At 39.3% G+C, this 22,446-nt stretch carries 21 protein-coding genes; 11 read left to right on the forward strand and 10 right to left on the reverse strand.

Going from position 1 to position 22,446, the window contains the following annotated elements; genetic code table 11:
• Positions 1-25: 25 nt before the first annotated feature.
• Complete coding sequence (hemH, locus tag PAARA_RS03860) at positions 26-1,048, forward strand: ferrochelatase (RefSeq protein ID WP_062567754.1); 1,023 nt, start codon at positions 26-28, stop codon at positions 1,046-1,048.
• A 38-nt stretch (positions 1,049-1,086) separates the two neighbouring features.
• Here the strand turns inward: hemH and PAARA_RS03865 are convergent, their stop codons facing one another.
• Both PAARA_RS03865 and PAARA_RS03870 read right to left on the reverse strand, forming a co-directional pair.
• Positions 1,087-1,398, reverse strand: a complete 312-nt coding sequence (locus tag PAARA_RS03865) for a cupin domain-containing protein (protein ID WP_062567755.1) — start codon at positions 1,396-1,398, stop codon at positions 1,087-1,089.
• Positions 1,399-1,415: 17 nt separating this feature from the next.
• Entirely contained in the window at positions 1,416-2,564 is a 1,149-nt protein-coding gene (locus tag PAARA_RS03870) for a benzoate/H(+) symporter BenE family transporter (RefSeq protein ID WP_062567756.1), read from the reverse strand.
• Between the two features lie 219 nt (positions 2,565-2,783).
• Between PAARA_RS03870 and PAARA_RS03875 the strand changes: the two genes are divergently transcribed.
• The 4 genes from PAARA_RS03875 to PAARA_RS03890 are packed head-to-tail and all read left to right on the forward strand — an operon-like array spanning position 2,784 to position 6,684.
• Positions 2,784-4,088 (forward strand): DUF5666 domain-containing protein, encoded by a 1,305-nt coding sequence (locus PAARA_RS03875; protein WP_062567757.1) that lies wholly within the window; start codon positions 2,784-2,786, stop codon positions 4,086-4,088.
• A 57-nt stretch (positions 4,089-4,145) separates the two neighbouring features.
• Positions 4,146-4,679, forward strand: a complete 534-nt coding sequence (locus PAARA_RS03880; RefSeq protein ID WP_157066162.1) for a hypothetical protein — start codon at positions 4,146-4,148, stop codon at positions 4,677-4,679.
• Complete coding sequence (locus PAARA_RS03885; RefSeq protein ID WP_062567759.1) at positions 4,679-5,362, forward strand: response regulator transcription factor; 684 nt, start codon at positions 4,679-4,681, stop codon at positions 5,360-5,362. The genes PAARA_RS03880 and PAARA_RS03885 overlap by 1 nt, the downstream gene beginning before the upstream one ends.
• Positions 5,362-6,684 (forward strand): sensor histidine kinase, encoded by a 1,323-nt coding sequence (locus PAARA_RS03890; RefSeq protein ID WP_062567760.1) that lies wholly within the window; start codon positions 5,362-5,364, stop codon positions 6,682-6,684. Before PAARA_RS03885 ends, PAARA_RS03890 begins: the two co-directional genes overlap by 1 nt.
• Here the strand turns inward: PAARA_RS03890 and PAARA_RS03895 are convergent.
• Positions 6,681-7,637, reverse strand: coding sequence for an ATP-grasp domain-containing protein (locus PAARA_RS03895; RefSeq protein WP_062567761.1), 957 nt, complete (start codon positions 7,635-7,637; stop codon positions 6,681-6,683). The two genes, PAARA_RS03890 and PAARA_RS03895, sit on opposite strands and share 4 nt — an antisense overlap.
• Positions 7,638-7,833: 196 nt before the next feature.
• Between PAARA_RS03895 and PAARA_RS03900 the strand changes: the two genes are divergently transcribed.
• Positions 7,834-8,370 (forward strand): hypothetical protein, encoded by a 537-nt coding sequence (locus tag PAARA_RS03900; protein ID WP_062567762.1) that lies wholly within the window; start codon positions 7,834-7,836, stop codon positions 8,368-8,370.
• Positions 8,371-8,388: 18 nt separating this feature from the next.
• Here PAARA_RS03900 and PAARA_RS03905 read toward each other — a convergent pair whose 3' ends face one another.
• Positions 8,389-9,579, reverse strand: a complete 1,191-nt coding sequence (locus PAARA_RS03905; protein ID WP_062567763.1) for an alkaline phosphatase family protein — start codon at positions 9,577-9,579, stop codon at positions 8,389-8,391.
• 266 nt (positions 9,580-9,845) lie between these two features.
• Between PAARA_RS03905 and dgt the strand changes: the two genes are divergently transcribed.
• Both dgt and PAARA_RS03915 read left to right on the forward strand, forming a co-directional pair.
• Positions 9,846-11,303: a dGTPase gene (gene dgt / locus PAARA_RS03910; protein ID WP_062567764.1), complete on the forward strand. Its 1,458-nt coding sequence runs from the start codon at positions 9,846-9,848 to the stop codon at positions 11,301-11,303.
• A gap of 95 nt (positions 11,304-11,398) precedes the next feature.
• A complete protein-coding gene (locus tag PAARA_RS03915; RefSeq protein ID WP_062567765.1) occupies positions 11,399-13,642 on the forward strand; it encodes a hypothetical protein in 2,244 nt (747 codons plus the stop codon).
• A gap of 53 nt (positions 13,643-13,695) precedes the next feature.
• Here the strand turns inward: PAARA_RS03915 and PAARA_RS03920 are convergent, their stop codons facing one another.
• Positions 13,696-14,391, reverse strand: coding sequence for a hypothetical protein (locus PAARA_RS03920; RefSeq protein ID WP_130151953.1), 696 nt, complete (start codon positions 14,389-14,391; stop codon positions 13,696-13,698).
• Between the two features lie 1,190 nt (positions 14,392-15,581).
• Here PAARA_RS03920 and PAARA_RS03935 point away from each other — a divergent pair.
• Positions 15,582-15,935 (forward strand): hypothetical protein, encoded by a 354-nt coding sequence (locus tag PAARA_RS03935; protein WP_157066163.1) that lies wholly within the window; start codon positions 15,582-15,584, stop codon positions 15,933-15,935.
• A 554-nt stretch (positions 15,936-16,489) separates the two neighbouring features.
• Here PAARA_RS03935 and PAARA_RS03940 read toward each other — a convergent pair.
• Positions 16,490-16,771: a putative quinol monooxygenase gene (locus PAARA_RS03940; RefSeq protein WP_062567770.1), complete on the reverse strand. Its 282-nt coding sequence runs from the start codon at positions 16,769-16,771 to the stop codon at positions 16,490-16,492.
• The gene (locus PAARA_RS03945; RefSeq protein ID WP_062567771.1) at positions 16,768-16,989 is read right to left on the reverse strand and encodes a DUF2798 domain-containing protein; all 222 of its coding nucleotides are present in this window, start codon (positions 16,987-16,989) and stop codon (positions 16,768-16,770) included. Before PAARA_RS03945 ends, PAARA_RS03940 begins: the two co-directional genes overlap by 4 nt.
• An 81-nt stretch (positions 16,990-17,070) precedes the next feature.
• On the opposite strand from PAARA_RS03945, the gene PAARA_RS03950 reads away from it, so the two are divergent.
• Positions 17,071-17,925 (forward strand): LysR family transcriptional regulator, encoded by an 855-nt coding sequence (locus tag PAARA_RS03950; RefSeq protein ID WP_062567772.1) that lies wholly within the window; start codon positions 17,071-17,073, stop codon positions 17,923-17,925.
• A 121-nt stretch (positions 17,926-18,046) separates the two neighbouring features.
• Here the strand turns inward: PAARA_RS03950 and PAARA_RS03955 are convergent, their stop codons facing one another.
• Positions 18,047-18,520, reverse strand: coding sequence for a hypothetical protein (locus PAARA_RS03955; protein ID WP_062567773.1), 474 nt, complete (start codon positions 18,518-18,520; stop codon positions 18,047-18,049).
• Between the two features lie 217 nt (positions 18,521-18,737).
• Here PAARA_RS03955 and PAARA_RS03960 point away from each other — a divergent pair, with 217 nt between their 5' ends.
• Entirely contained in the window at positions 18,738-19,448 is a 711-nt protein-coding gene (locus PAARA_RS03960) for a hypothetical protein (protein WP_062567774.1), read from the forward strand.
• Between the two features lie 72 nt (positions 19,449-19,520).
• Here the strand turns inward: PAARA_RS03960 and PAARA_RS03965 are convergent, their stop codons facing one another.
• Together PAARA_RS03965 and PAARA_RS03970 are read right to left on the reverse strand one after the other, a co-directional pair.
• Entirely contained in the window at positions 19,521-20,438 is a 918-nt protein-coding gene (locus tag PAARA_RS03965; RefSeq protein WP_062567775.1) for a histone deacetylase family protein, read from the reverse strand.
• A 290-nt stretch (positions 20,439-20,728) separates the two neighbouring features.
• Positions 20,729-22,249: an alpha/beta hydrolase gene (locus tag PAARA_RS03970; RefSeq protein WP_062567776.1), complete on the reverse strand. Its 1,521-nt coding sequence runs from the start codon at positions 22,247-22,249 to the stop codon at positions 20,729-20,731.
• Positions 22,250-22,446: the final 197 nt, after the last annotated feature.

Below are 22,446 nucleotides of genomic sequence, written 5' to 3' on the forward strand. Positions count from 1 at the left end.
CGTTTACTTTCAAAAGGAGCGCTCAGTGTCGCGATTTTCCGCTATTACAGACAAGCCGCATGACGGCAGATTCAATAAAAAAACGGGCATTTTATTGACCAATTTAGGGAGTCCTGATGCTCCAACAACAGCGGCACTGAGAACGTACTTACGCGAATTTTTATCTGATCCACGTATTGTCGAGATCCCACGTTTTATTTGGATGATCATTCTGTATTGCTTTGTACTGACACTTCGTCCAAAACGCTCTGCAGCACTTTATAAAAGTATTTGGACTGAAAACGGCTCACCATTAACACATACAACCCGCGAGCAAAGCAAAAAGCTGGCGGCTCTTTTAAAAGAAAAAGGTCATCAAGATACTGAGGTTGTTATGGCTATGCGCTATGGTAACCCATCAATTGAAGCAGGCCTTGAAGAGCTTCGCGAAAAAGGCATTACTCGGGTGATTGTGCTACCACTTTATCCGCAGTATTCAAGCACCACAATCGGTTCGACTTTTGATGCTGTATCGAACGTATTACGTAAATGGCGCTGGGTCCCAGAGCTACATTTTATTAATGGTTACCATGACAACCCAACCTATATTGACGCCCTAGCAGCGAGTATTAGCGAGGATTTAAACGCTCATGGTACACCACAAAAACTAGTCTTTTCGTACCACGGGACGCCCAAATTGTTTTTAGAAAACGGCGACCCTTATTACTGTTTTTGTATGCAAACCACACGCCTAGTTGCCGAAAAGTTAGGCTTAGAAAAAGATTTTGCAGTGACCACCTTCCAAAGTCGCTTTGGTAAAGCTGAATGGTTAAAACCATACACAGATGCCACACTTGAAAGCTACCCTAAAGAAGGCATCAAAGATGTTGCAATTTTAAGCCCCGCCTTTAGTGCCGACTGCTTAGAAACATTAGAAGAATTAGAGGGCGAAAACCGCGAAAACTTCGAACACGCTGGCGGTGAAAAATACCGCTATATTCCAGCACTGAATACGCGTGATGACCACATCAATGCTATGTACGAAGTCATTAAGCCTTCGCTAAAATAATGTTAAGTAGGCCCTAGTAACGAGGGCCTACTTAACTATCACACACTCCCTTGCGTTTCTATCACCAAGATACGCGCCTCACCTATTGGGTGTGCCACATGCTCAGTACCAACACTGGCATAAAAAATATCCCCAACACTTAGTAGCTCTGTGCATACTTCACCCTGTTGCTTGTAGAGCATCTCAACCCGACCACTTAATACCACAAACACTTCTTCGCCATCATTGATATGCCACTTGTATGGCTCATCCGTCCAATGCAGACGTGTTGTAATGCCATTCATATTGGCAATATCTAGTGCGCCCCATGCACGGTTGGCAGTAAATTCTTGGCTTCGTATTACTTTCATCGGTTTATTTCCATCGCTTAATCTTTACGTGTCATCACTAAGGTTATGACTCCTGCGACAATCCCCCAAAACGCCGAGCCAACGGTAAACAATGTCAGGTTTGAAGCCGTCACTAAAAATGTCACTATGGCTGCCTCGGTATAATAAGCCTCCGTTAACGCTTGCTGTAAACTACTGGCAATTGTGGCAAACAAGGCTATGCCCGCTAAGGCTAAAATCAGTGCTTGTGGTAAGCTCGCTACTAAACCAACTAATGTTGCCGCTAGTAACGCCATGATGATATAAAACACACCACCAGCAATACTTGCCCAATAACGTTTATCAGGATTCTTATCAGCTTCGGGGCTCATACAAATTGCAGCGGTGATTGCCGCTAAGTTTATCGAGTAACCACCAAACGGGGCAATCAATACATTTAAAAGCCCCGTAACATTCAAAGCCGCCGAAACTGGCGCCTTATATTGATGAGCCTTTAAAACAGCGATGCCCGGTAAGTTTTGCGATGTCATCGTCACAATAAACAGCGGTAAGCCTACGCTGATCATGGCATTTAAATCAAACTCAGGAGCAATAAACGCAAACTCACTTAATTTCCATTGCCAACTGCTTGTATCGATTTGCCCAGTAAAGCCTGCCATTAAAAAGCCAACCACAACAACAGCTAACATCGCAAAACGCGGAAAATAACGTTTACCAAATAAGTAAACAGCGACCATGACACCAATGACTAATGACAGCTCATTCATAAAATTGAATACATCTATACCAAAATTCACTAAAACACCCGCCAGCATCGCACACGCTAACTGACTCGGAATTTTGTTCATCACTCTTTCAAAAATACCAGTGATCCCGCATAAAAACACCAATACTGCCGAGAACATAAACGCTCCAACAGCTTGATTTAAGGTATAACCTTGTGCGCTTGAAATAAGTAATGCTGCCCCCGTTGTCGACCACGCAATTAAAATAGGAACCTTATAGTAATATGACAACGCAATAGAGCTTGCTCCCATCGCAAGGCCTAGCATAAGTACCCAACTGGCCACCAAATCAGGCGTACCACCTAGCACCATGACTAATTGATAAATCAAGGCAATTGAGCTGGTAAAACCAATAATTACCGCTACTAGGCCCGCAGTTGCTCGACTGATCAGTTGACTCATAAAGGGTAAACTCCTTGCAAAATATGCAGATAAAAACCTACCTTATCGCAAGCCGTACACAATGACACTGTACACTTTTGTAGTATTTTAAGATTTATTTACTATACAGAACCAACGTTAGTTCTCGCTGCAAACATTAACAAAATTTAATTTGCTCTCCACCTTGTAGCAATCCTTGCTTAGTTAAACTACAAACACTGACTAATTTAAGGACTAATCATGACTAAACTAAGCAATCAAAATCACTTATCTATTATCACATTAGCGACAATCAGCGCACTCCTTACTGGCTGTGGCAGTAGTGGTAACAATGAGCAACCAGCACAAAATACGCTTACCCTTCCTAGTTTATTAGTCGGTGAGGTTAGTGCGCTATCTGATACCAGTATTACCGTTAATCAGCATCAAATTGCAGCAAATAATGCTGATATTGAAATTGATGACAACCGCGCATCAATCAAAGATCTAAAAATTGGTATGATGGTAGAAGTTGAAACGAATGGAAAAGAAGCAACAGAGATTGACTACGATCCAAGCTTCAAAGGACCTATCAGTATTAACGAACAAGGCGCAACCATTGCAGGGATCAAACTAAATAACCTAAAGACAGAAAACCTGTCAGATGGCAGCCTTGTTGAGCTAAGTGGTTACAACAATAACCACAGTGAATTTACAGTTACCTACCAACAACCATTAACTAATAATGCAGAATTGGAGCTCGAAGGCTTCATTACTGAGTTAAATACCGCAGCATCTACATTTAAATTAGGTAATTTAACCATTCAATACCAACATGCAGATATAGACGGCACATTACAAAATAACCAATATGTTGAGCTAGAAGGTTACCTAGATGGAAAATTAATCATTGCACACGAGGTTGACGCTGAGCACAATTTTGAAGGCAATGACAATACTGACACAGAATTACACGGCACAATTACGTTTATTAATAATGACATCACCCTCGTTACGCTGAATAATCAGTGGCAAGTTAGTATCACAGAACAAACCACGTTCGAAGACATTACCCGCACAACATTAGCGATTGGAGATACAATTGAAGTAGATGCCGTATGGCAACAAGCTAATAACTGGTTCGTAGCTCACGAAATCGATCTTGAGAAAAGCCATACTGCGCCAAGTTCAACCCCTAGCTTTAGTGTTTCTGGTCTTGCCAACTACAGTGATGGAAACGTCATTATCAACGGGCTCAACTTACAAGTAACAAACAGAACGGTGTTTGAAGATGAGTTAACAGCAGATACACTTTCAGGTGAATGGTTAGAGCTTGAAGGGATTATTGACGGTCAAAACTATATTGTCAGTGAAGTCGAGCGTGACAACAGCAATGAGTTACTGGAGTTGAAAGGCATAGTGACTGCCAATGCATCACAACAAGCGAGCTTATTTGGCTATATTAGCGAAGATAACAGCTTAGCGAGCTTTACAGAGCAATATGTTGACCTAGAATGCCAGTGGGTACAAGATAATATTGTACGTGCATGCCAACTTGATGATTAACAGTAAAATTTAATAATGGCAGCGCTAAATGTGCTGCCTAACCAATATCGAAACACTATGAAAAAACTACTTCTAACTTGCTTATGTTTAATTTCAGGCCTTGCTTTTGCTGCCAGCTCAGCCATTTTCAATATGCTGGATTCAAGCTCTGCACCTGCACCAATCGATGTGCTATTTGGTATCGAACAACGCTACGCTAAAAATGCGGTTATTGTTGAATTTGAGTTTGAAATAGAAAAGGGTCAACGTGTTTATGAGGTCACGCTCTACCAAACAAAAAAACAACGTTTTATCGAGTTACTTCTTGACCAATCAGGACACATCATTGAACAAGAATACGAACAGCCAGAATTAGATGAACAAGAAGAAATTGCGGCTGCAAACCTGATGACTAAAAAAGGGTATACATTGCATGGTCTGGTCAAACAGTTGGATGACGAACCGACCCATTACCTAATTGAAGCTCAATTAGAGCAAGACATGGGTATTTCCTATATGGTCGCCACGTTTGTAACAGATAAAGGGCGACACAAAAAAGCCATTGACCTTGAAACAGGTAAGAATTTGCCATTACTTCGTTGGGGCAATTAATGAAACTGTTATTGGTTGAGGACGACCAACAAAATCGAGAGTTTTTATACAAAGCCTTTGTCGAGCAAGGCTACACACTCGATTGTGCAGAAGACGGCCAACAAGGGCTTATGCTGGCAACTTGTGAGCACTACGACGCAATTGTACTTGATCGCATGCTTCCTAAGCTTGATGGTTTGCAAGTATTACTAGCACTTAGAGCTACAGGAAAAACGACCCCTGTATTGATTTTATCGGCGCTCGATAAAGTTGATGACAGGGTAACAGGTTTAAAAGCAGGCGGAGATGACTACTTAACCAAGCCTTTCTCATTTTCAGAACTGGCTATTCGAGTAGAAAACTTAATAAAACGACATACCTTTCACGCACCGTTAACTACAAAAATTAATCTTGCTAACCTAACGCTTGATTATAGTGATCAACGGGTTGACGTAAATGGCAAAACACTCAACTTACAACCCAAAGAATTTAAACTACTTAGATATTTACTTGATCATCAAAATAAACTCGTCACCCGTACTCTATTATTTGAGTCGGTTTGGGAGTATCACTTTGATCCAGGTACCAACGTGATTGATGTTCATATTGCAAGGCTTCGTAAAAAACTTGCTGAGGCATCTGCACAATTAGAAATAGAAACAGTACGTGGTGTAGGCTACAGGTTAAAGGCGAATGTAAGTTGATGAATGAACATGGCCTGCGTTTGTTCGACCCTAGAAAAAGTTCCGTCTGGCGTTTAACGCTCGCGTTTGCAGCAATCACAGCGGTTACTTTACTGCTCGCGATTATACTTATCTATCAGTTATTACTGGGTGAACAAAGCCGCCAAGTTGAAAGGCGTCTTGATGCTGAAAAAACACGTATCGAAGCACTTGCTTCAGAGTTTGACAAAGGAAGCTTTTTTCAACAACTTGATGTATTTAGAAACGAAGGTGAAATTTTAATTTTTTGGCAAAGCGAGTATGAACAAAGCCAGCAGCTCAGTTTTTTGCCTGATAACATTCCCGCACTACCGCAAACCATTGTTTTTCCTGTTCTTGATACCGGGCGCGGACAAATCCGTCTACTAACAACTGGCAAAGTTAAAACACATCATGGTGATATTGTACTTGCCACCGCCACAGAGCATTTACAACGCTTAATTGTCGACTTTAAATCTATCGCTAGCTGGACTTTCATTATAGCCATCGTGCTGACAGGTCTATTTGGATATTTATTTTCTCGCCGGCATTTACGCCGTGTTAATTATTTTAATGAAACTGCCGAACAAGTACAAAATGGCGACTTGAGTGCGCGCCTGTCTCATAAAAATAAAGGCGATGAATTCGACCGCTTAGCAGCACATATAAATACCATGCTTGATGCTGTAGAAGAAAATTTCGCACTCGTGCAGGGTATAACCGACAACATTGCCCATGACTTAAAAACCCCACTGACACGATTAAAGCTTAACATAGAAAAGCGCTTAGAAGATCAACCCCAAATGGGTTATGAGCTTGAGCAACTCAATAATATCATTAATACATTTGATGCCATGCTTAAACTCACGCGTCTTGAGCATGGGCAGTTTCCATTGAAACTTGAAACAATCGACAGTAGCCAGCTTACTCACGATGTATGTGAGATATTACAACCCAGCGCAGAACAAAATGACCAAATAATTTGTGTAAATATCACTTCTCCTTGGCAATTAAACGGCGATAGAAACCTAATCTTCCAAGCAATATTTAACCTCGTTGAAAATGCCATAAAATACGCAGGTAAAGGCGCGACCATCACATTAGCACTTGATGAGAAAAGTCTTTCAGTCACCGATAATGGTAAAGGCGTTAACGAGCAAGATTTAAAGCAACTAACTAAGCGCTTTTATCGCAGTGATCCAGCTCGTCAACATGAAGGGTTTGGTTTAGGCCTTGCAACAGTCAAAGCAATTTGCAACCGACATAAGCTAAATTTATCGCTTAGCTCAGACAATGGCTTTTGTGTAAAAATAACCAATGATTAAGCGGCATCCTCTGCTGCTTTCTCTACATTCTCAAGCTGTTCAGGCTTATCAAAAATACCTAAACGGATACGAATAAAATGCAAAATCTCTTTTGCAACATCAATTCCCAACGCCCCTTCTAAACCTTCAAAGCCTGGGCTTGAGTTTGCTTCGCATATTTTGAAATGTTGCTCATCAAATAATAAATCAATGCCCGCCACATCAAGGTTAAGTACATTCGCAGTTTGTGTTGCAAGCCATTCGATCTCTGGGGTTATCGGAAATGACTTACCAGTACCACCGGCACTGACATTGGCTTTAAAGTTTTTGCCCTGCGAGTTACGTTCCATACAAGCAACAGCACGGCCACCGATAGTAAGTACTCGCAAATCACGACCGTGACTTGACTTAACAAACTGCTGCAAAATAATGTTTGCTTGTGGATTTGCAGCCTCAATTAACTGCATTAAATCATCAAACTCTTCTTTTGATTTTGATAAAAATACGCCACTGCCTTGCGAGCCTGATAACGTTTTAATCACCACAGGAAAACCGATTTGTTTTTCAACTAAATCAATATTAACTGGAAACTTAACGAGCATAGTGTTGGGGGTTGGTAAATTACACTCAGCTAAAATTTGCTGCGCAAATAACTTGTCTTTCACCGTTTCGATTGACTGCGAGCTATTCACGCAATACACGCCTAAACGCTCAAGATGGCGGATAATTGCCAATGCAAAATAGGTTGTGCTCGCGCCCATACGAGGAATCACAAAGTCAGGCAACTGTACAGAGTGACCATCAATCAAAATACTTTTACCATCTTCACGAGTGATCGTTAAATCAAACTGATCAGGCGAATAAACTTGTAAATCAATGCCTTCCTCTTTCGCCGCTGCAAGTAAACGTTCAACTTCGTAAGTTTCTTGCTTTAACAAGCCTTGGCTATCTTTATAAATGATCCACCCGCGCATAAGTCGGTACCTCTAATATTGGAGTTTCGGTGACAAAAAAACGCGGATTATGCTCATCATCGGGGAGTGAGTAAAACAAGTTAATTTTATCGTCACGATGATAAAAATGACTACAAACTGAATAAACATTGACCACATTGTTAAATTGAGGTAAAAAGTCACAGTAAGTTAACAATAAACCCGATTAGAGAAACATGTGAACAGGACGCTTGCATTAATCTTCATTATTCCACTGAGCGTATTTGCCTTAAATGAATGGCATATTCAAAGTGGTGCCTTTAAGTTACAGTCAAATGCTGAGGAGCTTTTTGTTTCCAATGATACGCTGGCTAAACACACGATTCCGCAGCCCGTTGTTAACCTAACAGCACCACTTAATCAGCTTTCAAATCGTGCACACGATTATCTTTATAAACAAGGCCGTTTGCCTAAAAGGCTCAATAATACAACGTTTAGCAAGTTTGACCTTGGCACTCTAAAAACACTGCAATCCGGTGATAACTTCATTCTTATCGTTGACGAGCATCAAAGTTATACTGTCGAAATAACCAATATTATTGAAGCAAGTAATGGTAACCGCAGTGTGTTTGGCAAGGTGAATGATCACACTAACGCATTTCATCAAGCTGTAATGACTCTTACCGACAACACGCTGCAAGGGCAGTTTAACGCTGGCGATAAGAGTTATAAATTTGAAAGCTTTGGCGAGTTTGGCTGGGTTTCAAAAATTTAACCTAGCCATTTAAACTTTTTATTTAATGGCTGGCCACAAAGTTTCACCATCACTGTCGATTGGGCTTAAAATTTTCAGTCCTAATAGTTTCGCAATAAGCGGATACACATCTAAGTTATTCACTTCATCTAGCTGTACATGTCGTTTAAATGCAGGGCCCGAGGCAATAAACGTCGCGGCCATATCATCTGTGTATGCATAGCCATGCGTACCTAAATAAGAAGCCATTTTACTATCAGTAAATACGCGCGGTGCTGTGGTTTGTAAAACAATATCACCAACCCGAGGGCCTTTATCGTAATAATAATCGCGCTTTTGCTGGTCAGTTAAAACGATATAACGGCCATCTGCTGCTTTAGCAAGCTTTTTACTAAAACCCTTGATGTCTGCTTTGCTATTTGGTTTTGCATAGTACAAAACGCGAGGACCGGTGTTTTGCACCATAAAATTATCGTCTTTTGGCAGACTATCTATTTTGATGCTCATGCTTGGATCAACAGATGCCATACCATGATCAGACACAATCACTAAGTTAATATTTTCATCAAGCGCTTTTAAACGCGTGTGCAAGTCAGCCATTAAACTATCTAGCTGTTGAACCGCATCGTATGTCTGTTGTGCATCTGGGCCATACTCATGCCCCATGCTATCCACTAACGAAAAATAGCTTACCACCAAACGCGGGCGCTGCGCTTTTGGCAAGCTTAACCACTGAATAATTTGATCAACACGCTTTTGGTAATCACTGTGTTTAGAATAATGATAAAAGTAATCAGGTAACATGCCATTAAAGCGCGCATCAGACTCTGGCCAAAAATAAGTAGCTGCTTTTACACCTTGCATTTGTGCAAGATTCCAAAGCGGAATACCATTCAGCCAAGTGCTGTCATCTTTACCCTTACCCATTTTGTAGCACTCATTACGCTCAGTATCACAAAAACGGTTATCAACAATACCGTGGTTGACTGGCAATAAACCAGTAATGATAGACACGTGATTAGGAAAGGTTTTCGTCGGATACACAGGGCGCATTTTGGTGGCTCGTACGCCCTGTTCACTGATTATTTTTAGATTTTTAGCATCATGTTTTTCAATATAATCCCAACGGAATCCGTCAATCGAAATAAGTACAACACTCTGTTCTTCAGCAGCTTTAACCACTGCACTGGATGCCAGTAAAGCGAAAAAAATAAAAGGCCAAATACGCATTAAGAATCCTTGTAAATTAATTTTTTAAGTCATTAAGTTAGTGTATCTAACTCACTTTAAAATTTTGTGATCATAGCCACAGCGACTTTTTAGCGCGTAACTAAGTACAATCATTTAATAGCAAGTAGTTTGAGCAAAGTACGCAAACTAAAATTATAACTTAAAACTAATATTTTAATTTATGATACAAGCTGTTAGATTAAATTTAATCTTTAAAATCACCAAAAGTAATCACCACGACTGTAATTTACTTGGTAGGAATAGAAATGATCGATTTTCGAAAAAAAATAACACCCGCTCGTGAAATGCGCTCTACCAATAATTTACATACAGCGCTTGAAAGCGACCGTGGTCGCATTATTAATAGCGCAGCCATTCGCCGGTTACAGCAGAAAACTCAAGTGTTTCCGCTTGAGCGTAATGCTGCTGTGCGCTCGCGCTTAACTCACTCGCTCGAAGTACAGCAAGTTGGTCGCTTTATAGTACAAACAATTTTTAATAAATTAAGCGATGCTCAGCAAAAAGAGTATGGCCTTAAAGGGCTAGAAAGACCTTTAGAAAGCCTTATTGAAATGGCCTGTTTGATGCACGATATTGGCAACCCGCCTTTTGGTCACTTTGGTGAGGCTGCTATTAATCAGTGGTTTGCTAAGCATTTAGATGAACTTGTTCCTGCGCCATGTAAAGCGGTTGGCATAAGTGTTATTTTTAAACACCTTGCGCAAGATATAAAAAGCTTTGAAGGTAATGCGCAAGGTATTCGTATAGTTCATTCTTTATTGTCACTCAATTTAACCTACAGCCAAACCGCTGGTATTTTAAAATACACCCGCCCTGCCAGTATGTCTAAAAAAGATAGTCCGACTAACAAAGATTATTTGATGAAAAAAGTCGGCTACTATTTTAGCGAAAAAACCTTCATAGACGCATTACGAACAGAGCTTGAAATAGAGCAATATTGCCGACACCCTGCAAGTTATATAATGGAAGCTGCTGACGATATTTCGTACTGCCTTGCCGACATAGAAGATGCAGTAGAAAAAGGCATCATTAGTGTCGATATACTTTGTGACAAGCTAAAAGAACAATATATCAAAACGCTCACAAACCTGACATTAGACAATACGAAACACGGTGACTTTGCAGAAAAAGCAATTGATTACGCACTAAGTAAAGCCGCTGAGCAGCCATATAACTTTAACAGCGAATTCTTTATTTACCTGCGAGTAACCTTACTACATCCTTTAGTAAATTATGCTGCTGAGCGCTTTATCAAAAATATTGAAGCTATTTACCATGGCGATTTTAATCAAGCACTGCTTGAGGATCGCAGCCACTTACATGCCGTAACAAAAACGCTGAAACAGGTCGCGCTTAACCACGTATTCTGCCACAAAGAAGTTGAACGACTTGAACTTCAAGGTTACCGTATCATTAGCGGCTTACTTGATTGCTATAAACCTTTGCTAGCACTTGATCACGATAGCTTTAAGCGAGCATTAAAAGGCGATAACAACTTACTTATTGAAAGTAGACTTGTTAAAAAACTTTCTAACAAGCACTTAAACAGCTACCAAAAAGCCATAGATGCGCTTAAAGCTGAGCCTGGTCACTATGCAGCTTATGAGTTTTATTATCGTTGTCGCTTAGTTCAAGATTATATCAGCGGTATGACTGACCAATTTGCTTACGATGAATATCGCGCTTTAATGGTTCTCGAATAAACCTAATTTGTTAACCAAATGTGGATAAATTAGTCGACTAAGCTTAAAATAATTCAATATATAGTCACCAGCTAAACTTCACTGGTCAGGAATCTATGTCAATTATAAAAACGACCCTTTTTTTGTTATTTGCTGGTCTTAGCTTTACCAGTAGTGCCCAGTACAACGAAGCAATGTGTATTTTGTTAAAACAACAAATGCATGAATACCGCGATAATACCAGCAACCGAAACTATCGCTCAGCGGCCAGAAATTTTGAAAAAAACTGTAAAAACCCGACCCCAGTTAATAATACCGCCGCGCTACAAAAGCTCACTTCAGAAGCAACACCGACACCACCTAAAACAAGCATAACCGAGCACTCAGGTGCGATTAAAGGTGCTACTGAAGATGTTCCTGCTCAAGCACCTGTTCAACAAGCGCCTGTAGAGCCAGTACAACAAACACAACAACCAGCAGAGCCAGAATTAACTGACTCTTCACTCAGTTCTGAGCTTAATAACAGTGAGCCGGTTCAACAAGATAACGATAGCCAGTCAATGCCTAAACTGCCACCAGCAACAGAGTCAGTGACTGAGGCGGCACCAATTACAAACACAGAGCCACAAGCTCCTGCTGCAAATAAAAACGACGCAAATCAAGCTATAGAGCCTGCTAAAAAACCGGCTCCGGTTATAGTACAAACACCAGAACCAAGCTCATCAAACTCATTATTGATGCCAAGCCTGCTTGTGTTATTGGTGCTTTTAGTTGGTGGCCTATTTATTTTGCGCCTTCGTAAGAGTAAACAATCTGACTCAAATGCTGAACTTGAAAACACCTTGCTTCAAGCTCAAGCTGCAAGTGCCAAAGTAAAAGCGCAACAAGCATTAAATGAAGATGAAACAAGCTCAGCAGAATCACAACCACACTACGAAGATGAGTTTGAGAGAGCATTTAATGACACATTTAACACGAAAACGACAACGTCCGATGATGAAGAATGGTCTGAATTTGCACGCTTAAATGCTGAACACGACGAACAAAGCGCCTTCTTAAGCACCGAAGAGCAAGCAACTGACTTTGCCCATGCGCATGAATTCAACGAGCTTGAAATTAGCCACGAAGAAATACAGAACGATGAATCAATTCAAAGTGATGAACTTGAAAGCTCACGCAGCTCATTTGGATTTGACGAGTACAACACCTCAGAGCCAGAAGAAGCAACGCCCATTTACGACGAGTCAGATAATACCGAATTAGGTGATGAGTTAGGCAATGATGAGCAAGACAGCAACATTAAACCAGAGCTAGATGATGAGCCTGAACTAACCAGTACACGCAGCTCTTTTGGGTTTGATGAGTACAACACCTCTGAGCCAGCAGAAACAACGCCCATTTACGACGAGTCAAATAATACCGAGTTAGGTGATGAGTTAGGTAATAATGAGCAAGACAATGACATTAAAGCAGAGCGCGATGATGAGCCTGAACTAACCAGTACACGCGGCTCTTTTGGGTTTGATGAGTACAACACCTCAGAGCCAGCAGAAACAACGCCCATTTATGACGAGTCAAATAATACCGAGTTAGGTGATGAGTTAGGTAATAATGAGCAAGACAACGAGGTTAAGCCAGAGCTCGATGATGAGCCAGAGTTTACCAGTACACGCAGCTCTTTTGGGTTTGACGAGTACAACACCTCAGAGCCAGCAGAAACGGCGCCGACATACGACGAGTCAGATAATACCGAATTAGATGATGAGTTAGGTAATAATGAGTTAGACAACGACATTAAGCCAGAGCTCTATGATGAACCCGAGTTTACCAGTACACGTAGCTCTTTTGGGTTTGATGAATATAAAAGCGTTGATCAACCTCTAAAAGATGACGTACCTGAGTACGATTTGTCATCTTTAGTAGATGACGATCTGTCTTTTACAGGCGCAATAGATGAGCCTGAACACTTACCCGAACCTGCAACAATTACGCTTACTGACGATGACATAAGCGATGATGACTTAGCAAAAGCCCTGCAAACACTTGAACAGGAGCTGCAACAAAATACAACTGCGCTTGCTGATGAGCCAAAGACGGCACCCATTATGACTGACACTAACCTGCCAGATAATGATGACGATACACTATCTTTAGATGAGAGTGACATGCCTCAAGGGATCAGTGATGAACAAACAAAAGAAACGAGCTCAACAAACCCTTTTGCTAACTTGTCGCTAGACCCTACGTGGGATCCCAACTCAACCGAAAAGCCGCAGATTGCAAGTAAAGAAAAACAGCCTAAATCACAAGCGCTTATTGACGCAGAAAACAGAGCGAAACAACTCAAAACAGATGATTAGCGTTGATATTAGTTAGAGTGCAATAAACTACTTATAGTTTATTGCACTCTAACTTAGTCTTTAATAACAGGGCGTGGGCGCATTAAAAAGTGAAAAATAAAGATAAGCGAAAAGAACACCGTTACGGCCAACGCACATAACACAATAATATTTGTTGGTAGAATTGTATCGTTAGTGTAGCTATAACGCTTTAACTCCCGTTCAGCCATTATTCTAGCTCGTTCAGACTTACTCGGTAATACAAACTCGTGAAAGGAATCTGTCGATTTAGCTTCAGCTCTTTCATACTGTGCACTTTTTTGCTGCCACAACATATCAAACTGCTGAAACTGAACCTGTTTATTCTCAATACACCAATCTAAATATTGAATATTTAAAGGCCTGTGTAAACAACGCGAAGGAATAACATAATAACGCTCCCACGCTGCTTGTTTACTAATATAACCTTGCTCAGATAAGGGTTTAGCTAATGGGTTTTCAAGATAAGCAATATCTTGGTTATAAAACGAATGAGTTCGCTTTAATATTTGTTCGTCGGTTAAGCAATTATCTGAAATGCGCGATGAAAGATTATGTAAGCGTTGTTTGTACGAATCAATCTTATCGAGTAGGTGGGTTTTTCGAATGGCTGATTGCAGCTCAGCTCGCTCTGCTTGCATGCTTTCGCATTGCTCAACACTAAGAGCTTGCTGCCCCCATGCAAAACAAGGAGCCATGAATAAAGCTGATAATAAAATCCTTTTGATCATAAATTTACGTCACTGTAAAAGTTAGAGGTACAGCCTAACATTTTTATATAATACTGCAACAAAACAGCGCCAAAATGACTAAAAAAGATGATAAGTAACTGCTTTTTTGTTAATACATTTTAACTGCTTATATACTAAATAACTCCCGTTAATATTTCCCCTCTTGAATTTAACTTTTAGCTTAGACATTGCGAGCAAACTTAATTTTATATAGAGCATGAGGAATGGAAATAGACCTGTTTATTTATCTGTTATAAAGTTAAGCTTCTAAACATGCTCTATAGGAAACCTTATACTCGAGAAAGTATATTAATGTCTATGGCTTATTTATCAGGCTACTTACTAATAACATTCATATGTGTTTGCTTTATTTCATCTCTTTTATTTTCAAGAGTGTCAATTAAGCGCATAAATAAAAAATGGAACTAGATGACGCGTACTCACCTAGTTGGGATAAAGGTATCGGCGCAAGCGTTTCGTTTTATGTATTTGCAATACTTTTTAACAAGTACAGAATTAAAAACAAACTATTTGATGGCCGCTTTGTAGCTAACCATACACGACCTATTGATAGAGTGATTACAGCGGCTCACTTTGTCTCAGTTAAAGGAGCAGCCATTAGTCTTTGTATTGCCTTATATTATCAAAGCAACTGATGACGTAGCCACTACAAAACAGCTAAAACTTTATATAATAGATAACCCTTAACACAAGATTTTTTTGCAATGGCAGTACTTAACTTTATCCTATATTGTGCCATTTTCTTCTTTGCTCTCATGATGATAATGACTGTGATATTCCCCAGAATATCAATACGACATATCGAGAGTAAAATGCAGGAAAATGGAGTTTCATCTCCTAGTTGGGATAGAGGAATTGGAGCCAGTGCTCCTTTTTACGCACTCGCTATCTTTGTAAAAAGAGCTCGTAAGTCTACGCCATTATTTGATGGCAGGTTTGTCGCCAAACACGCAAGGCCAATTGATAAGTTTCTCGCTTTTCTGCATCTTGTATCAACATCTGGCTTTATAATTAGCATATTTCTTATGGTAGTTTTAGAGTACTTTTTGTTGTAGCTGAGTTTTTTTACTTATTTCTAAAGTAAATATGTGTATTAATACTAATAGCTTCGTAAAAAAAGGTTATTGATAATATTTATGATCGTAAACTATTCATAGGGGTATTTATAGATGGATCTTACTCTAGCTCCTATTTTAACTTCCTTATTTTTAACTTTTCTTTTCAGCTTTTTTATTTCATCTCTTTTATTTTCAAGAGTGTCAATGAAGCACATAAATAAAAAAATGGAACTAGATGACCTGTACCCACCCAGCTGGGACCGAGGGATTGGAGCAAGCGCTTCGTTTTATGTATTTGCAATACTTTTTAACAAGTACAGAATTAAAAACAAACTATTTGATGCCCGTTTTATCGCTAAGCATGCGCGGACTATTGATAAAGTAATTGCAGCAATTTATTTTACTTCAGTGGCTGGCATGATAATTTGCCTCTGTATTATTACTTTATTTAAAAGCCTTACCTGAATTAACCTCTATGACAGGAGGCGCCATTATGGCGATCTCATTGGAAAAATTAGTTCTAGCGAACATGTTTGTATTCATGGCTTTAGCGTTTCTTTTTGTAATTTTATTTACACGCATCTCTATCAAGTACATAAATAAACAAATGCTAAACGACAGTGTTACTCCTCCGCTTTGAGACAAAGGCACTGGCGCTAGTACCCCCCTTTTATGCCATGGCAATATTTTTCAAACGCTCGCGATTACCCACACCTATTTTTGATGGCCGTTTTGTAGCTAAATATGCAAGGCCTATCGATAGAGTTATAGGAGCTGCGCACTTAATCTCGGTCTTTGGGGCGATTATTTGCCTATGTATCGTTTCTTATTATCAAAAAAGCTAGCTCCTTTGTCTAACTACAAAACTATCGATGATCTAAAAGTGCGACTGAGTAGGCGTGAAACTTGTTTCGCGCGCCATATAACCATGCAGTAAAGCGCCCCAAAACCAATTTATAAGTAATAAACAAGCTATAATGAGGCGCTTTAATAACCGAATATTTATATTTGGCTTTTAACTAATACACCTCTACTTTTGAAACCTCAACAGGCTGTGCCAGCGCATTTTCATAAAAAGCGAACACAGCTTTGGTGTATGGCTGCTCGTAATGAGCATCAAGTGCAGCTTGCGATACAAACTGCTCAACTAAAAACAGACAACGCTGCTCTTTACTCGCAAACAGCTCAAAACGATTACAACCCTGCTCTGCACGAGTGGCGTTTAATATGCCCTGTAAACGCCCTTTACAGTCTTCAAAAAATGCTGCTTTAGGGGTAATTTTTGCTACGATATTAATCATACTAACTCCTTAGCGTATAATTTTAAAACCAATGCCCTTATTGGCGGCGCAACCGTAAAAGCCACCACAAAAGCAGCAGGCCATGCATTGGCAAACGCCTTCATCCAGCTTGCTAAAAATGTATCGCTTAGCCCTAAATTGACATAGGTAACCCATGCCGAAAGCAAAAACGACATTAAAAACGAAAATGCCGCAGTAAATGTAAAATGAATTTTCATATGTCCTCCTTGGCGTTACTATATTTGCATAGCCCAAGTAGCAACAGTCACTAAAATGCAAACTAAGATTGAGGGAGTAGTATGCTGGATGATCTGCATTTATTTATCGAAATAGCCCGCCGTAAAAGCATGAGCCAAACAGCAAAAGATTTAGGACTGAATCTATCAACGCTTTCTAGGCGCATTCAAACACTCGAAGACAAGCTCGGTGAACCATTATTACAACGCACAGCCCGTGGCATTGTGTTAACCACCAAAGGCGAGTCACTTTATAACGAATTAGGCGAGCAAGTGCTTGCTCTCAATAGTCAGTTAGCACAATTAAACGACTCGCCTACCGCAAAAGACTTTTACCTGTTGTGCCCACAAAACATCATTGCGGGCCCACTGATGGGCGCAATTAATCAATTTGCGATGGCAAACCCTGCGTTAAACCTCCACATATACCCAAGCAATGCCAATAGCCAGTTAAGCCAAAAACGTTTTGACTTAGCTATTCGTATTGGCGAACAACAAGACTCTAGCTACTACCAAAAACGCCTAGGTATGATTGCAATTAAACTTATAACAAAACAAGGCGCACCTAAATCACGTTTAATAATCCCCTACTCTGAGTCACAACTATCCAGTGGTTTGCTAAACAAATTAAAAAAAGAGTATGAACAAATAAGCTTTTGTTTTGATATTACAATCGCCAGAAAAATGATTGAAGCAGGCTATGGTGCAGGCATACTCCCCATGAGTGAAATAGCCTGCATTAAAGACACTAATCAATTTAATTACCTAGATACGCCACACAATTTACCTACGAGGCCTATTTACGCCCTCTGGCCGCATTCACGCACCCCCTCTGCCAATGCCCAACTCTTAATAGAGCAACTGCAAAACAGCATTGCTCACACCCCTAGCTTACAAGGGGATGTGATAGAGCTATAGAATGAGTAGCAGCGATTTTACATCGCGTTTTAATAAGCTACTTTTAATAACTTACCGTCGCAGCATAAAGCCACTGCTACGCGTGTAAGAAAGTAACTTAAAAAACAAGCCTAATTTTGATTTAAGGCTGGGCATTCCAAGTAGATTCAAACAAGGCTTTTTGCTCAACTTTGTTTTCACTACACCATACAAAATCCGCTTGCCGGATTTTCTTTGCTCTACAGCGCTCTGGTAGCTTATAAAACTCACCCCACGCTTTACGTTTTTCATCATCATTGTATGAATTAGAATAAACAGTAGAGTTATATACTTTCGTATTTAAAAGCCCTGTCGGGTTTGACCGATAACTATAATTACCGCCATTACTTGTGCTTTTTGTCGGTTTTTTGCAATGTCTTGCCAGCAAAGTAAACAGCTCGTCGGAACGTTTATTCCAACGCTCACCTTGTTGTGCGCTATAACTGCGATTCATTCTTTTACGAATAGACTCACGTTCAGCTTTAATGCTATCGCATTGGTTTTGAGAGTATTGCTCATTGGCAATTGAAGTTGGGCTTACTAATAAACTAGCGAGTAATAAAATCCATTTATTCATAATTTCACATCAATGTTGTTAATTGTTTTTCCCTACAAATATTACCGACTAAAAAATATAAATAGTCTCAGAATTTTCCTGCCTTTTATAACATAAAAAAAACAAAAACCTACTTATTTTAGGGCTATATAAAGTACCCAAAATTTATTTTTAGCATATTAACATTACAAATAATCATGATAGAATTCTGCCCATAGGATTTTAATAAGGATATTTTATGGATATTATAATTGGCCAACACGTGCTGAAGAAAAAAGCACAGTTAACCCAACTTTCAGATCGCGCAATCGGGCGAGAATTTAAAGATCAAGCAGCCCTAGCAATACAAATGACACAATGTAGCGCAGCTGTTTATCGTCGCTTACAACGAACGTATAAATCAACCATCACACCAAAAGATCAAAAACGTGTAAAAGCGGGCGGCTTAAGTACAGAATCTGTGACTTTTTCAACAAGCAACCGTAGCCAAAAATCTTTTAACAGTTTACTTCCCGCTATGCGAGGAGGTGCATCTGCTCCTGGTAATGTGCCAAAAACATCTAATGATGTTGCTGTTGCTTCTAACCAACCCCAAGCAACTAACTTACTCGCTTTACTACACCCTATACTCAGCGAAGATATTATGAAAACGGGTAACAGTGTAGAAAAAGCCGCAACAATACTTGGCCTTGTCACAACAACAGCTGGTTTTGTTATTCCTGGCGGTGGCGTTGCTTCTTCAATCGTAAGTTGGGTAGGAAGTGGCGCAACTTATTCAAGCTACTCAATGTCAAGAATTCGCCCCGATGCACCCGACCGCGCTTTTCACCAACTAACAAACTACATTACCTGCTTAGCAGCATGGAATAAAAAAGCGTGTGAGTTAATTGATATTGCCGACTCAAACGGCCAATGGACTTTCCGCGATATTGAAACGGGCTTTGCATAAAACAAAGCTCGTTATAATGCACAGACACCACAGCATTGTGCTTGGTGTTTGTGATTTAAAAAATTAACGCCTCTATAAGGCCGTACACGCTCTAATTGCAGCAGCAATAGTTGACGCACTTTGCTTTGAGTAACCCCCGCCGCCAGTAACGACGGTTGGTATACTTAGGCTTTTTAAACGAGATAAAACACTCTTTTCACGCTCAACAACATCTTCTATTGTAAGTTTAAAGCCACCCAGTTTATCAACTGCCAGTACATCTGTTCCTGCAATTACAAAAGCCAAAGCATATTCATCAATGACTAATTCGAGCGCTTGATTAAGTTTCGTCAAATACTCTTCGCCTTCGACACCGCTTTTTAATGGCACAGGAAAATTCACTCTATTGCGGGTAAAGCTCGATGTTGGGTAAATGTCTTCATTGTAAACATCTAACAAATGTACATTTTCGTTATCTTTAAATGAATACGCATTACCGTTACCATGATGAGCATCAACATCAATAATCAACACTTTATCTGTTTCGCTTAAATGGCCATTTTTTCGTAATTGCTGGTAGGTAATGCCAATATCATTATAAATACAAAACCCTTCCATATTTAAATTGCTAGCATGATGAAAGCCACCAGATAAATTCCACATAATCTCGCCAGAACCCAGCGCTTTTTCGGCACCTAGTAGAGTACCCGAAACAGCTAAACGCATAGGCGTTAAGATTTTTTTATCTAGAAAATCAAAGCTAACAAAAGGGATTTTAGGAACTTCAAGGGCACGGAAAATAAGCGTTCGACTCAAGACCAATTTTCTCATTAGCTCATTGAGGTACTCGTTAATTATATCGGTAGAAATTGGTTCATTCGGTTGGATTACTTCAACATCCACACTATCAAGTTCAGATGCTACTTTGGCAAATTTTTCACCATCAAATGGGTGCAAATACTTCAGTAATCCTAGCTGATAATTAAAGCGTGGTTCGTAAATAACTTTCATATTTATGCATTTTCCGTTTCTGCAAGCTCTTTAGCGTAACGCAATACCTCATGAGGTGAGGTTTGTTATCCTTTTGAAGCACTAAACACCTAACTTGTCGATGTATTTCAAACTTGAAATTCTTCCAAGACTGATAGACAAAGTAACTATGTAGTCGAAATCAACCGTAAAATACTTATATAACCATTCCAAGAAGACGTGGCATCGTGCAAATACTTTAGCTGGTGTATTATAAAAGCAGAACTCTATCATTACCTAAGTAATTTTTATCACTTACAATTATAAATTATCTAGCATCTATGTAATTCCCAATAAGCTGGAGTATCTTTATCAGGAATAGCTTTTAGTCTTCTGTCCTTTGCTGCATTTTTATGAAAAAAGTAGTTATGTAAATCAGTTATTAGATAGCTATGCTGGAAGATATAAGAATGATTTAGCTTGAGTTTTTTTGGTAGGCCTGAGGTTAATGGTGTAGCATCAATAGTATCAACCCCATCTACCAATGTGATCGGGTTAGAATACCCCAAACGGTCAGAGCCATGAACTAATTTTGAAATAAGTAGCGCTCTATCTCGATTACATGCATAGACTGAAACTCCATTGGAATTATTTAGGTACTTTTTAGCATAGTGACTTTTAAAATCTTCACTATCAATATCAGGTGCCGCTAGGGCAATTCTAATTTTGTCTTTAAAACCAGATTGATTTATATAATTCACAGCCTCAGATAAGCAATATGTTCCCATACTGTGTGCTAATAAATAAACATTTTCTACATCAGAGTTAGATATTTTATCTATTAATCTTGCTAAATCAGCCCCAGCTCTAACTGCTCTTTCTTTATCTCCAACATAACCAATAACTTTACCCTTTGATGGCCAACTATATAGGATGAATTCACCTGGATAGGCTAAGTCAAACTTCAATTGTGCCGACTGGTGCAACGCATCAGTAAAAGAAACATTATAACCATGGATAAAAATCAAAACTGAGCTTGATGAATTGATTCCAGACAAAAATTGACTTTCTGTTGTATTTTTAATATCCCTTATAACAATGTACTTAGAAGGAGCTTCAGTATCTCTAGAGAAGATTTTAAGCGCTTTAGAAAATAATGATGGGCGCTCTACTCTACCGTCAACGTGTATAGTTGGAATTGATAGTTCTGCTCGACCGTAACTTAACTTTCCAGCTCTATTACTGCTAAATATTTCATTAGACTGTACCTTTTCTCTCGGTGTAACAAAGTTAATTTCGACTTTATAAGACTTCTCTTTAATTTTTTGTGATTGCGATTTTTTAGATTCATCCACATGCTTAAAATCAAGGTAATCCATGTCATAAGATTTATAACTTTCCTGAACTTTATTTTCACCGCTAGAATCATATTGTGGGGGCTGGATTCTATCTAATTTCTTTATGAAACTTTTTACATCCCTCCCTTCTTTCAATTCAATATTTGACTCTAGTGTAACTCTCAGCTTTTGACGAGATAGACTAATAGTTTTTTCACCATTAAGATAAAGTAACCAGCATACAATTGGGAGTTTGTAACTTACATAAGCATGTTCATTTTTATAAAAAGAAGGTTTTGTTTCACCCAATATCAAAACATCTGCAATTAATTCAATTAACTCATATAGGTCAAAACTAAAATCGCCTCTATTAGTTACAACTGTAATGCTTTTATTTTCAATAATTGCATAGAAAGTAGAGTGACTCGAACATAACTCAAACTCTTTAGGCAACGCTTTTGGTAAAAACCTATCTAAAGTATTTAAAGTTAAATCGGCAAGCTTGTTTAATTCCATATATTTATGTTTTCCACTAATTATTCAATTTTATTTTTACTACCCGACTAATGACATCTAACATTTATAGAAATAATTTCAATGGTTAAGGCCAAGCGATTGTATCCCCTATGAGAAACTTTTCTTTTGTCACTAAAAAGCTTACCCTTCGCAAATTTTTACCTCTTATCAGGCTAAGGATTTTTTAGTTTTAAAAC

Source organism: Pseudoalteromonas arabiensis, from assembly GCF_001550155.1.
Classification (GTDB): Bacteria; Pseudomonadota; Gammaproteobacteria; order Enterobacterales; family Alteromonadaceae; genus Pseudoalteromonas; species Pseudoalteromonas arabiensis.